This window comes from Bacillus sp. D48C (assembly GCF_053345735.1).
On record NZ_JBKFAQ010000010.1, the window covers coordinates 98,862 to 113,241 of the forward strand.

A 14,380-nucleotide genomic window follows, 5' to 3' on the forward strand; every position below is an offset into this window, starting at 1 on the left:
AATAAAATTGAATTTTAAAAGGAAATTAAATTAAATATTATTACGTTTTGCAATCTAATATATTTATCGTGATATGTTATAATTTATTTAAAATGTAAATACTATAAATTTAATTAACATAATATTATTATGTTAACCACAAAGTGTGAGGAGGAATTAGAATGATTAGCGTATATGAAATGACTATGACTACAAATGAAGTGAAAGATTATTTAGATATTAGTCACTTTATTTTTAATAATTTAATGAAGCAAGGAAAGCTAACACCAATTAATAAGGATACATGGCGTTTAGATGGTAGTTTTTTATTTAGTAGAGAAGAAGTAGAGAAAGTAAAAGAAGAACGTAAAATTGAGGGTATTACTTTATACCAAGCAAGTAAAGAGTACGATGTTAGTATGAATCAGTTTGAAAAATGGATAGAAGAAGGAAAGTTAGTTTATTCTTTAATAGATCATCGTAATCGACAAACGAAATTTGTGAAGGAAGAGGATATACTTGAACTTGTTCAGCAAGTAGAACAAGTTCAAGTATATACATTTTCGCAGAAACATAATGTAGTATTATTACAAAAGTTTATAAAGGGCAATACATTGGCACGTGTTATTTCTATTCCAAAACGTGGTGATATTCAACTCCTTGATGAATTTGGGACTAATATGATACTTAGTGAGGCATTAGAAGAAGGGTATAAGTCTGCTTATATGTTATCGGATAAGCCTAGAAGCCATCATCAAAGGTTTGTTAAATTTCGTTTTCCAAAATCTGAGCAATTACGAAACAACATTTTCCACTTAATCGATAATATATTACAGTACGTATCACCAAGAAATATAAAAATTTCAGAAGAAGAGTCGTTTTGGTATTTTGAGATCCGTCAATCATTAATTACATTACCACCAGGAATTCATATGGAATGGATTGAAGAGTTAACGCCTTATATAATAGAAGGAAAAATGGTTCCAAGAATGAATCATAGTGTATATTTGGATAGTAACACAGTAACGAAGTCAGTCGTACTTACAAGTAAGGAATACAAATATATGAAAGAAATTACAAATGAAACAAATAGCTCTATTGAAGAATTTATAGCCGTTGCTATTAGAGACAAGATTAATCAGCACTTACTTAAGTGAAATCAAATCTTTTAATGAATTAAAGCTGAATCTAGGAATTTTCTCTATTACTTTTATTAAAAAGCTTTAAGTGAAACGGTATAAATGCTAAACGTTCCTATTACTAAAATAATAGTGGGGATATAAAATCTGAATGTCTAGTTTGTATATGTTTAATACTTCCTATAAAGTCTGTTATCAGACTTTGGGAAGTATAGAGAAATAAAAATAAAAAAATAGTTGTATGAATAATGTAGCGACAAGTTCTCTCTTTATGTATTATGTAAAAATTTCTATTGTGTATGTGAAATAAATTTATATGTATGTTTTAATCATTATTGTTAGAAAATTACCCTATATTTTTTAATATTATTTATATTTTTGTTTTAATCCAAACTGCATTACGGCCTTTTGATATTAGTTTAATTAATTTTTCTTCTTGTAAACAAGCAAATGCTTTATTGATTGTACTTGGTGAAACATCTGAAAATACCATTCGTATTGCTTCTTTTGTAAAAGGTAGTTCTTGTTTTAATATATACTCTTTAATTTTATAGGTTTTGTTCCCTTTTAGTTGGTAACTTGTAATATGTACGTCTAGTTCTTTATATGCTTCTAGGATAATATGTAATAGACATTTTAATATAAAGGATACATTGTGTTCTTGAAAATGCCAATTTGCTGAAGATTTATATAAGGCATCATAATAATCTCTCTCGTATTTTTTTATTATTTTATCTAGTGAAATATATTTCACTAGTGAATGTTTACTTTGTAATAGTAATAAAGATATAAGTAGACGTACCATTCTTCCATTTCCAGATTCAAAAGGAAAAATACATATAAAATTAAGTACAAAATTACAAATTAAAAGTAGTGGATCAATCTCTTTTTGATTTAATAAAGAATTGTATTCTTCACATAAATTTTTTACTGCTTCTGGGATTTCTTTAATCGTTAAAGGACGATAGCAATAAAATGAGAAATTTAGTTGCTCATGTTCTTCAAGTAAGATGTCCTGTTTTCTCCATGTTCCACTATCCGAAGTAGCATATTTAAAAAGTTGAAAATGTATTTCTAAGATTGTGTTTGGATCAATAGTAAGCTTTTCATAATTATTATGAATGAGTGATAGCGCATCTACGTAACAAGATATTTCATCTTCAATCATTGTTTTTGGCGACAAATCATATGTAATTAATTCTTTTAACCTTTTATTTGTTATTTTTAAGTTTTTATACATTGCAACAAAGTCTTTGGTATGTTGAAGCTGAGTAGATTTTTGCAACTTTTCTAATGTACATGGAAACTCCTTTTCATAGACCTCCAATCTTCCTTGGTATTGTTTTATTTTTCCGATTAGGCTAGCCACATCTAAATTTATCAATAAATTTGTGAATTTTTCGCCAAAATACGACATATTTTACCCCTCCTATCATATAAAACTATACATTAATTTAATGGATTTAAAGTGTTTTTTTGTATAATTTTCTTTAAAAAACTAAAAATATTGTTTTTTGTGTGTGAAAATTACAATAATTAGGGTCTTTTTGCCTTATTTTGTGACAAGATTTAACATCAGATTAAATAGTTACATGTTAAAAGATGGAGTTTTATATTGTGTAATTGTTTTTAATTAATAAGTATGTAACTGCATATGGGGAAGGGGGAAGTCCTTACTAATGAAGACCATTGCTTTTTACTTACCACAATTTCATGAAATACCTGAAAACGATTTATGGTGGGGGAAGGGTTTTACAGAATGGACCAATGTAAAAAAAGCAAAACCACGTTTTCTGGGACACTATCAGCCTAGGGCTCCATTACGGGATTATTATTACAACTTGTTAAATTTAGATGTTCATAAGTGGCAGATAAACTTAGCAAAACAGTATGGTTTAGATGGTTTTTGCTATTATCACTATTGGTTCAAAGGGAAAAAATTACTAGAAAAACCACTAGAACTAAGAAATCAATGTAAAGAAATTGATTTCCCATATTGCTTATGTTGGGCAAATGAATCTTGGACAAGATCTTGGGATGGGAAAGACCAAGAAGTATTAATGCGACAAGAATATGGGGATGAGTCTGATTGGAAAGAACATTTTAATTATCTCTTGCCATTCTTTAAAAACAAGAACTATTTAAATATTAATGATAAACCGATATTTGTAATTTACCGACCAGCTTCTATACCAAACCTAAATAAAATGTTGGGTCTATGGAATGAATGGGCTCAATCTGAAGGCTTGCTAGGGATACACTTTGTAGAAATGTTAACAATTTTTGAAGATAAATCAGATTTTCCTTTTGATGCTGCTATAGAGTTTGAACCTATGTACACTTTAAAAAAACTAATAGGTAATACAAATTCACTACACCAAGAAAAAAAGGATTTTCACTTAAGTTATGATTTTGTGTGGAAAAGAATATTAAATCGTCAAATTAAAGAACGTGAAAACATATATAAAGGGGCTTTTGTAGATTGGGATAACTCTCCAAGGAAAAAAGAAAGCGCTTTAATTATGAAGGGGGCTAAGCCCGATAAGTTTAAGAAGTATCTTTTACAACATAGTAAGGACACTGATTTTTTATTTATTAATGCTTGGAATGAGTGGGCAGAAGGCACATATCTAGAACCTGATGAAAAGTATGGATATAAATATCTTGAAGCTTTAATGGAGATAAAGAAGAGTCACTTCTAATAAATTGTAACAGCAAGAAGAAGGGGGAAACATTATGACTGATATAAATACTATGATTTCCATTAGAAACATTAAGAAATCATATGGAGATTATACAGTTATTAAGAATTTAAGCATTGATATCCGTAAAGGTGAAATTATAGGATTACTAGGACCAAATGGAGCTGGGAAGACAACACTTATATCGATTCTATCTACTCTTACTCTGCCAGATGAAGGGTATGGCACAGTATGTAACTACGATTTGTATACTGAACGGAATAAGATTAAAAAAAATGTAAGTGTAGTACCTCAAGATTTAGCGCTATACCCGACTTTAACTGCATATGATAACTTATCTTTTTATGCCGATTTATATGGATTAAAGGGAAATAGGAAAAAAAGACGCATAAAAGAAGCTTTGCAATTCGCACAGCTTGAGGATTGGGCACATAAGAGAATTGATACATTTTCAGGTGGTATGAAAAGAAGAATTAATTTAGTAATCGGTTTGTTAAATAAGCCAAAAGTTATTTTCTTAGACGAACCAACAGTGGGAATTGATCCACAATCAAGAAACCATATTTTTAATTGTATTCGCCATCTCGTAGAAGAACTAGGAATCACTGTCATATATACAACGCATCATATGGAAGAAGCAGAAATGTTATGCCATCGTGTAGCAATTTATGATAAGGGTGAAATATTAGATATTGATACCCCAAAAAATTTAATAACAAAGTATGGGGAAAATTATTTAGAGGTTGTAATATCAAATATTCCAGAAGAATTTATACATAAAACAAAAATGATTGCTGATGTGAAATCCTGCACTTTGGTAGATAAAAAAGTCATTATTCAATGCGTAGATAGCTTTAATGTTACAAGAGAAGTTATGAAATTAATTCAAAAGTATAATTTGAAAATCGAATTATTTAATGTTAAAAATTCTAATTTAGAAAATGTATTTTTACATTTAACTGGGAAAAATTTAAGGTCTTAAATGAAAGGAGATGGTAAAAATGAAAGCTTGGTATATAGCTAAGAAGGATCTACTTATTCTTTTAAAGGATATCCCTGGTCTAATCTATTTATTTATTACACCTATTATAGTTATTGCAGTTGCTAGTTTTGCATTATCAAATGTATTTGATAGTAAGACAGAAAAATTCAAGATTCCTATAGTAGTAAATGATAATGGAGAACTTTCTAAAAGGGTTATTGAGGAATTGAAAAAAATCCCTGCCCTTGAGATAGAAGAAACTTATGAACTAAATGGTAAAAAGAAAGCATATACAGAAGAACAGGTAATAAAGGAAGTTCAAACTAAAAAAGCGGCAATCGTCATCCCTAAGGATTTCACACAAAATGTATATTCAGGGACAGAGGCCAAAGTCATCATCATAGAAGATGAAGTTGATCGCATTATTCCAAGTGTTGTTTCAAATGCTGTAACTCAAATTGTGTCAGAAATACAAAGAGATATGACTAAAGAGATTGTAAAACAAGCCTCTGCCCAAATGGAAGTAAATGTGAAAGTAGAGTTTAAAGAATTAGCATCAGATAATGAACATAAACCTACTCCATTTGAATCTAATGTACCGGGATATGCCGTAATGTTTGTACTTTTAGGTACTGCTGCAGCTGCAGGTGCATTAGTAGAAGAGAGAGAGAATGGAACGTTAAGAAAAATTCTTACTTTACCTATTAATACATTATCAATCATTTTTGGAAAGATGCTCTCATGTTTTATAACAGCTATTGTTCAATGTACAGTCCTTTTTAGCGTAGGACATTTTGTATTTGGAATGTGGCTAGGGAAAAGTGTATTAGGAATTATATTGCTAGTGATATGTACTGCATTTGCAGCTTCAAGCCTAGCAATTTTATTAGCCTCTATATGTCAAACAAGATCCCAAGCAAATGGTATTTCAATTTTAATCGTGTTAACTATGTCTGCTTTAGGTGGATCTTGGTGGCCACTTTATATAGAGCCTGAATGGATGCAAAACCTAGCGCATATTACGATCACAGCTTGGGCAATGGGAGGCTTTAACGATTTATTAGTATATAACAAAGAATTCTCCTCTGTTCTTATTCCATCGGCTGCATTAATTGGTATGGGAATTTTATTTTTAACAATCTCCATACAAAAATTTCGACGCTCTTATGAAAAGTAGGTGAAATAAGTGTACTTAGTAAAAAATGAGGTGAATGTACGTTTTGGGGAATGCGATCCTATGGGAATTGCTCACCATTCTCATTATTTTCATTGGTTTGAGCTGGGTAGGTTTCAAATGCTAGATAAGACTGGTATAAACCAGTATTTAAAACAGGAAAAATTGTATTTTCCAATTATTGATATAAGATGTACCTACAAAAAATCAGCTCGTTTTCAAGACGAATTAATTGTAGAAACCTATCTTAAGAATGAAAGTAAGGTTTATATAGAATTTGTTTATAAATTATTCCGCAAGAGATGCCGAGTTTTGTTAGCGGAGGGATTTTCAAAACACGTTTTAACACGGTCGAATGATCAATTAATCAGTAGATTACCAGAAGAAATTTTAGAAAAGCTTCAATTTGAAAATAGCGGGGGTGTCAAATGATTACATTTATTTTTCCAGGACAAGGGTCTCAATCCGTAGGGATGTGTAAAGGGTATTTAGATAAATACCCAAACATATTTGTCCCATTATTTGAGGAAGCAAATGATACGCTAGGATTTGATTTAAAGCAACTATGTTTATATGGGCCAAGTGAAAAATTAATAGAAACCAGTGTTACACAACCAGCTATTCTTACGGTAAGCACAGGGATATCACGAATTTTACATTTGTACGGTATAAGGCCATCTAAAGTGGCGGGTCATAGCTTAGGACAATTCTCTGCACTGGTAGAAGCAGGATCTTTACAATTTTCGGATGCTTTATCCATTGTACGAAAGCGTGGTCAACTGATGAGTAATGTAAAGATAGAGGGATGCATGTTAGGGGTTGTGTCGAATACTTATCAAACATTATTTGAAGTTATAGAGGAATCTAAACAATATGAAATTGATATTGCTGCCTATAATTCCCCTACACAGGTTATTTTTTCTGGAGAGAGTAAGAGCATTCTTAGGTTTCAAAAGGTATTAGATCAAAAAAACGGTATAAAAACTAAAATACTCTCAACTAGTCATGCATTTCATTCGCGTTTAATGGAAGAAATGGTTCTTGAGTTTAAGGAGTATTTAAATTTATTTTCGTTAAAAAGTGCCCAAATACCAATTGTTTTAAACTGTTCAGGAAAACCAACTACAGATAGAATCAATATTTTACAAGATATAGAAAGACAATGCGTAGATCCAGTTATGTGGCAAGACACTATCTACACTTTATTGAATAATGGTACGAAACACTTTATAGAAGTAGGTCCCGGAAATACTTTAACCAAGTTATGTCGCTCCTTTAAGCAGAACATATCTGTATCCTCTACAGAAAGACCGATGTATTTAAAAAGAAGCCTTACTACAATAGAGAAAGAATTTAAGGGGGAACGGGTCTATGTTTAATGGAAACGAAGTGGCATTAGTTATCGGAGGATCACGAGGCATTGGTAAATCAATAACAATGGACCTAGCCAAACAGGGCTTAACTGTTTACTTTACATTTCAAAGTAATCAAAAATTAGCAAATGAAATAGCCAACACTATAGAATCAAAAGGTGGAAAGGCATTTCCTATGCATGTAGATATTACAAATGAAGATTCTATTCATAAATTGTTTCAACACATACGCTCAAAGGAAAAAAAAATAGATATTTTAGTAAATAATGCAGGAGTTATTAATGATGGATTTGCTGCAATGATGAGTGAGGAAAAGTGGGATCATGTGGTTGATCTGAATTTAAAAGGAACATTTCTTTGTTGCCGACAAGCATTAAGAATAATGATGAGACAGAAAAGAGGTTCTATTGTAAATATCACGTCGACAAGTGGAATAACGGGTGCAAGAGGTCAATGTAATTACTCAGCCTCAAAGGGTGGAGTTATTTCCTTAACCAAGACTTTAGCATTAGAAGGTGGGGCATACGGGATTAGGGTTAATGCAGTTGCACCTGGTTTTATACAAACAGATATGACAAAAGGAATGGATCAACAAACATTAAAAAGGATGTTAGAACTAGTGCCACTTGGCAGAATTGGGGAACCTAAAGAGGTAGCACATCTAACAACATTTTTATCCTCTAATTATGCAAGTTATATCACTGGGAAAGTTTTTACAGTGGATGGTGGATTAGTTAATGGCTAAACAATAGATGATTAAATGACGAATTTTGAGTTAAACAAGGAAATGGGGAAAACAGATGTTTACGTATGTAGAAACAAAAATTATTGCTGCAAAAAGAAAACAATTAACTACTAGAATTAAAGAAATTATTACTGAGAGATTAGATTTAGAAATCGAACCGCATTTTATTACTGATGATCAGCCATTATTCGGAAGAGGCTTAGGAGTGGACTCCTTGGATGCATTAGAGCTATTTCTGGCAATTGAAGAGGAATTTGGAGTTGCAGTGTATGACGAGAATATGGCAGTACTGGGTTCCATTAATAAAATTGCTGATTTTATTGAAGAAAATAGGGAGGATGATGTGAAGTGAGACCGGTATTAAATGCAGATCAAATCCGAAATATCTTACCACATAAATGGCCATTCCTTTTCTTAGATAAAGTTATTCAACTTGAGCCAGGAAAGAGTGGAATTGGTATTAAAAATGTAACAATAAGTGAACCCTTTTTTGAAGGGCACTTTCCAAATGAATCAATTATGCCTGGAGTGTTAATTATTGAGGCTTTGGCACAAATGACGGCTGTTGTTTATGTTACAGGAGAACTAGCAAAAATAGATGCACATGGCGCATGTTCACCTAAAATAGATCCGAGTTCATATGTGGGTTATTTAGTTTCTGTACGTAATATGAAATTTTTAAAACCTGTAGTACCAGGAGACCAGCTAGAATTACATGTCCAAATTGGAAGATCACTTGGGGTAATCTCACAAGTAGAAATCACGGCTTATGTAGATAAAAAGAAAGTTGCTACTGGTAGTATTCAAGTTTCTAAAAGAGTTGAGGAAATATGATCCATGGTATAGATGTTCAAGTTCGTGAGTGTACAGAGGCAGATAGTGAAAAGTTAGCTCACTTTTATAATAAATATCAATATGGACCTATTAAATATGGGTATCCCTTAAATAAGCAAGACATCAAGCAATTATTTCGAGAGCGGAAGATACAGTTATATTTAATTGCTGAATATGAAAATGAAATTATAGCCACCTTATTATTTTCTAGTTTGTCAGGTCAAAGAGCAGCAGTTTCAGATGGAACCTGGGCAGGATTCTTTTTAATCCATCCAGAATTTCGTTCGGGAAATATACCAGATAAATTATTTGCTTATGCAATTAAAAATCTTATCCAACAAGATATTAAGTATATTGATACAGAAGTGAATCCGGAAGATAAAGTAGCCATGGCACTCTATAAAAGAGTGGGGTTATATCAAACAAGTAGGTCGTATATAGACTATGATGGCTACTTGAATTTAAGGAGCTATTTACCTTATGTTATTAGTTATCTATTAGATGCATTTAAACCGATTATTTCAAAAAGTGACCAAGATATATGGTTATCTAGAGGTTGGAAAACAGTTAGGGGATTGAAATCCTTACGTTCTATTCAGAGTAACGCCATAACAAAAAATGGAATTGAAGTTGTAAAATATGCTATTAATCTTGGAGCAAAAGATGTGAATTGTTGGGTCGATATAAAAAGTGAAAAGATTACTGAGGTAGAAACAGAACAAGTACGATTCACTAGTTATATTTTAGAAGGAAACAATTTAATCGTTGGAGAGAAGATTCACATCTGTTATGTATATGAACACCATTTTCCGAATCCTCTTGAAGCCAGTATTTCATCGAAGATAGGGAAAGATTACTTAATTGATTTAAAGAAAACTTTTTATCCAAATAAAAAGTACGAGTGGGAAGAAGTTATAACAGTAAATAAGGAAATAGAGGGAGAGCTTGTTACTAAGTTAAAAGCAAAAGAACTAGAATTATCTGTTCATTTTGGAGTAACCATAGCAAATCCGTTAGAAGTAAATGTTGCTAATTATCCTAAGTTAATTAATGGAAAAGAATCTGCATGTATCGTTAATGTAAAAAATAATTCTTTAGATAGATTAATTTACAAACTACTTATTCAACAAGAAAACTCGAAAATACTAGATTTCAAACCGCTAGAAAAACACCAAATCTGTATCATAGAGCCGGGTGAAATAAAGGATCACATTATTGTATTGAATCCTAAAAAAATTGGTATCACTAATATGACATTTTCGGCTGTTAGTCATCAAAATAAAAATATTGGGGAATTAAAGGCAATAATTCCGATTCATGCGCATGGGAAAAATCATGTTTATGAAACAAAAGAATACTTAGTTCTAGAAAATATGTATATAACTGTACAAATAAGTAAAAGTACTGGTTGTTTATATATATATGACCTTAGAAAGCAGCAATTATTGGCAAAAGAAGCATGGCCAGATCTAGATTATCCATTTTTAAATGCAGTAAAAGAACCGAAAGTAAATGAGCTGTCATGGGAAATAACATCTGATTCATGTTTTGAAATTATTCATGAGGTCACAAGATTAAAGAGAAGCATTTGTTTTTTGTCAGATAAGATAGTTCAAATAAATGATTTCGCACAGGAAGGAAAATATATAAAAATATATCCTTGGTGCATGTTATATGATGCGAAAATGACGGTACCACTAAAGAGTGGGCTAGTTTCTAAACCTATGGTATATGGTGAGTATCCATATGCACTACATGACTATGAATTTGTAAATCAATTTGATCTACCTAGTCATCCAAGCATGTATGAGCGAAATTATACATTGTTTGAATCGCAAAATATTAATATTGGATTTATATGGAAAGGAAATATAGAGCGTATCCTATTTGGATTAAGATGGATGCCAGCGGTAATATTTAAACGGAATGATAAAGAAAAATGTATAACAAAAACGCACTATTATACTTTATGTTCCCATGATAGCAAAGATGAAGTGGAAGAAATCTATAACGATATTACTAGTCATACATCCAAATTCATATCTAATAAGATTACGTACTCAATTGAGACTGACCAATTTCATATTATAAATGAAAACGGGGAATTTCATATTCATGGAAGTCTAAAAAACTTATTTTCTTCCATATTAAAGGGGAAATTAACATTGTTTTTCCCTCAGACATCTTACGAACAACAATTGTTTATGCAAGACATAGAATCTATAAGCAATTTTAATTTTGAATTTAGTGGAAAGGTTAATTGGTCAAAAGCTCATTATGCCGTACTTACGTATCAAGATGAATTAAATAGAAATGCGATAACTAAAAAAATATATCTTTTCCTTAAAGGAAGAAATAAATTAACATATAGCGAAAAAAAACAAGAATATCTAATTCAAAATAATGTACTAAATTTTAAGATTAAAGTAAACCAAAGTAGTAAAATAACAGAATTTATGTATAAAGATAAAGAGATTTTAAAAGAAAACTCAGTATTAAGTTCTTATAATTTTTTACCCGGTGTAATGATACCAACAGCTAACTCTTATACTCCAGATTGTAGGAAAGATTTGAGCATTAATTCAATATATCTCAATAAAAGTAATCATTCAGTAGTAGCAACGGAAAATACATATAAGGAATTTATTAATCAGATTTTCTGTCAATCTGATGAGTGGAAAATTAAATATACAACTGTATATGATCTACCTGTTTTACAAATACAATTGAAAAGCCTACAGAAAGATAAAATAAAAACTAGTGTCTTTCACTTATTCTGGGAGAAAAAAGGAAAAACAAAAATTAAAAAGATGTATTATTGGCAGAATGGAGAGCAAAACACGTTAATACCAAATGGCAAACAAAGAAAGATTTATTTAGATAATAAGGTAATTCTCGAATTATCTAATGGGTTATTTGTATCTATTTTAGCATTATCACATAGTACAAAATGTTTTATATACGAATGGCCCAAAAAAGGGATACAAATCGGAATATATGGTAATCAGAATGAATTTAATGATGGAGATATTCGCTTTAATATTGCAGTTGGAGAAACTTTACTTGATAGTGAATACTTTTCGCAAATTTTAGTAGAGGGGAATAAGACATGAAAGTATTGTTTATTGCACCTAGTCATTTTAGCATTGGTGAGTTGCATAATGCCTTATGTCTAGCTAAACAAATTCAAAAAGATGGGGAAGTTTATTTTTTAACAAGCGAAAAATTCTCATGGTATGCCAGTAAATCTGTAGCCAATGTTACATCACTAACAAAGGGGCTAAAACAAAAAGAGGTTATTAAACAGATAATTAATTCTTTTCAGCCTAATGCAATTGTTTTAGCTGATTACCATAATTTATTTTTAGAGTCTCCAATTATTGATCTTGATTATCTATTAAACCTACACATACCTTGCTTCTCTATTGATTCTTTAGCTTGGGGTAGTGAGGACAGATTATTAGAAAATAAACTATTTAAAAATGCAAACTACAATAGCTTAAAGAAAAGGTCAGTGATTGAACTGCCTAAAATCCCATCTCAATTTAAGTTAATTAGAACGTGTCCAGTGAATAGTCATAAACAAGATAATAAGAAGATTGTTTCTGTCAAGTTGTACAAAGAAGCTTTACAAGTAGATGAAGAGAGAAAAATGAAAATACGAGCACAACTTGGTTGTAGAGAACAAGATAAATTAATTATGATTGCAAAATCATCATGGGCCAACTTATTAGTAAAAATGAGGCTCATGGAGAAGAAACAGTACAATGATGCAAAGTTTAGCTATGAATTTGTATTACAAGAACTATTAAGTCTATATCTTCAGGACTTTCCGAGTGATACATGTATTAAATTTATTGGGGTTTCAGATGAGACTAAATTTGTTTCTATGAAAAATGGAGGGAAAATAGAATTTGTTTCACTACCATTTCTTCATTTGGAAGAATACGAGCAACTAATATTATCGTGTGATTTATTTATCACCGATAATATTACATCCTGCTCAATGGGAAAAGCGGTATTTGGAAAAATACCTGTGATTAGTCTTGTAAATCATATGGGAAATGAAGAGTTAAGGGCTCAAAGAGATAGCTTTAACCCTACCTTAAGAGGCATTATAGACAAATGGAATTATATAATACCTAATGGACTTTATCCATTTCTTGTATTTCCAAATGGATGGCATAAAGAATTAGCTCCATTGATGGAAAAAAATGATTATTTTAAATGTGTGTATACTTGTGAAATTTTTGATTTAAAGGAAACCAGTCAAACAATATTTAATATGCTGTATAGCAAAACTAAGATTGAGAGATTAAAGAAAATGCAAAAACTATATATAGATAATGTCTGTAATTTACCGACAATAAATGATGTGATAAAGAGAGAATTGGGGGCACTTAATCATGAGTAATCAAATTAATATACAAAAAGAGAAAAATGAAGCATATGATGCAGTACGTAGCGGAATAGGTGTAATAGATTTATCAGAAACAGGAAGAATTGTTGTAAAAGGGGAGGATCATGTAGAATTCCTAGATCGTTTAGTTACGAAAGATATTGTGTTTATGGAAGAAGAAACTACACTCTTTACCTTATTGTTACAAGAAGATGGGAATGTAATCGATATAATTAATCTATTTAAAAATGAGGATTCTATTACAGTTATTACTACAGCGCATAAAAAGGATACTGTACTAGCTTGGTTAGAAAATCAAAAGACAAATGGTATTGAGATTATAGATATAAGTCAAACGCATTCCCTCCTTGGATTTGAAGGTCCTTATGCATGGAGATTAGCTCAAAAATTTTTAGATTTCGAAATATCATCACTACCATTTCAATCGTTTGTGCTAAATCAATTATTTGGAAAGGAAATTCTATTGGCAAGAACAGGTGTAACAGCAGAGTATGGTTATCAATTATTGTTTGAAAAATACTTGGAACCAATAGTAGTTGAAACCATGAATTCTTTTAAAGATGACGATATTAACTTAAAAAGAGTGGATTGGGAAACATTAGAGACGTTAATGTTAGAAATTCGACATCCATATTTTGAATTTAAACATTTAGAAGAACTAAATATTTTCGAAGCTAGTTTAGAATGGTTTATTGATTTTTATAAAGATGAATTTTATGGGAGAGAATCCTTAGAACAGCAATCGGAAGCTGGAGTAAATAAAAGAATTGTGGGATTCACGACAGGAATAGAGAGCAAAATTACAGTTAATGATGAAATTTTTATAGAGGAACAATTAATTGGTAAAGTTATTGAACTTAAAGAAAGTCCTGTCTTAAACAGGAGACTCGGAATTGCTTTATTAGAGGAACCATTTGCTGTTTCAGGGATTGAATTTTATATAAAAAACAAAGAAAATGCTTTGTATGAGGCGCGCACTCAGTCTTCCCCATATATTCTACCTAAATCATGGTCAATCAAAATACTGTAAAG

Annotated in this window: 13 protein-coding genes; 12 read left to right on the plus strand and 1 reads right to left on the minus strand. The window is 30.9% G+C overall.

The window, feature by feature from the left end; all coding sequences use genetic code 11:
• The first annotated feature begins 161 nt into the window (after positions 1-161).
• Positions 162-1,136: a DNA-binding protein gene (locus ACLBXA_RS21740; protein WP_447617451.1), complete on the plus strand. Its 975-nt coding sequence runs from the start codon at positions 162-164 to the stop codon at positions 1,134-1,136.
• Positions 1,137-1,488: 352 nt separating this feature from the next.
• Here ACLBXA_RS21740 and ACLBXA_RS21745 read toward each other — a convergent pair whose 3' ends face one another.
• A complete protein-coding gene (locus tag ACLBXA_RS21745) occupies positions 1,489-2,535 on the minus strand; it encodes a Fic family protein (protein ID WP_097826017.1) in 1,047 nt (348 codons plus the stop codon).
• A gap of 262 nt (positions 2,536-2,797) precedes the next feature.
• Between ACLBXA_RS21745 and ACLBXA_RS21750 the strand changes: the two genes are divergently transcribed.
• From ACLBXA_RS21750 to ACLBXA_RS21800, 11 genes are read left to right on the plus strand one after another with little or no spacing between them, the layout of a single operon-like run.
• Positions 2,798-3,820, plus strand: a complete 1,023-nt coding sequence (locus tag ACLBXA_RS21750) for a glycosyltransferase WbsX family protein (protein WP_447617452.1) — start codon at positions 2,798-2,800, stop codon at positions 3,818-3,820.
• A gap of 34 nt (positions 3,821-3,854) precedes the next feature.
• Entirely contained in the window at positions 3,855-4,802 is a 948-nt protein-coding gene (locus tag ACLBXA_RS21755) for an ABC transporter ATP-binding protein (RefSeq protein WP_081367186.1), read from the plus strand.
• 19 nt (positions 4,803-4,821) lie between these two features.
• Positions 4,822-5,979, plus strand: a complete 1,158-nt coding sequence (locus ACLBXA_RS21760) for an ABC transporter permease (protein WP_277491762.1) — start codon at positions 4,822-4,824, stop codon at positions 5,977-5,979.
• Positions 5,980-5,988: 9 nt separating this feature from the next.
• Positions 5,989-6,408: an acyl-CoA thioesterase gene (locus ACLBXA_RS21765; protein WP_447617453.1), complete on the plus strand. Its 420-nt coding sequence runs from the start codon at positions 5,989-5,991 to the stop codon at positions 6,406-6,408.
• Positions 6,405-7,355, plus strand: a complete 951-nt coding sequence (locus tag ACLBXA_RS21770) for an ACP S-malonyltransferase (RefSeq protein ID WP_447617454.1) — start codon at positions 6,405-6,407, stop codon at positions 7,353-7,355. Before ACLBXA_RS21765 ends, ACLBXA_RS21770 begins: the two co-directional genes overlap by 4 nt.
• Positions 7,348-8,094, plus strand: a complete 747-nt coding sequence (fabG, locus tag ACLBXA_RS21775; RefSeq protein WP_447617455.1) for a 3-oxoacyl-[acyl-carrier-protein] reductase — start codon at positions 7,348-7,350, stop codon at positions 8,092-8,094. Before ACLBXA_RS21770 ends, fabG begins: the two co-directional genes overlap by 8 nt.
• A gap of 55 nt (positions 8,095-8,149) precedes the next feature.
• Positions 8,150-8,446 carry an acyl carrier protein gene (locus ACLBXA_RS21780; protein ID WP_000495740.1) on the plus strand — a complete coding sequence of 99 codons (297 nt, stop codon included), beginning with the start codon at positions 8,150-8,152 and terminating at the stop codon, positions 8,444-8,446.
• A complete protein-coding gene (fabZ, locus tag ACLBXA_RS21785) occupies positions 8,443-8,928 on the plus strand; it encodes a 3-hydroxyacyl-ACP dehydratase FabZ (RefSeq protein ID WP_001247960.1) in 486 nt (161 codons plus the stop codon). The genes ACLBXA_RS21780 and fabZ overlap by 4 nt, the downstream gene beginning before the upstream one ends.
• Complete coding sequence (locus ACLBXA_RS21790; protein WP_447617456.1) at positions 8,925-12,041, plus strand: N-acetyltransferase family protein; 3,117 nt, start codon at positions 8,925-8,927, stop codon at positions 12,039-12,041. Before fabZ ends, ACLBXA_RS21790 begins: the two co-directional genes overlap by 4 nt.
• A complete protein-coding gene (locus tag ACLBXA_RS21795; RefSeq protein ID WP_447617457.1) occupies positions 12,038-13,342 on the plus strand; it encodes a DUF6365 family protein in 1,305 nt (434 codons plus the stop codon). Before ACLBXA_RS21790 ends, ACLBXA_RS21795 begins: the two co-directional genes overlap by 4 nt.
• A complete protein-coding gene (locus ACLBXA_RS21800) occupies positions 13,335-14,378 on the plus strand; it encodes an aminomethyl transferase family protein (RefSeq protein WP_447617458.1) in 1,044 nt (347 codons plus the stop codon). Before ACLBXA_RS21795 ends, ACLBXA_RS21800 begins: the two co-directional genes overlap by 8 nt.
• The last annotated feature ends 2 nt before the right edge of the window (positions 14,379-14,380 follow it).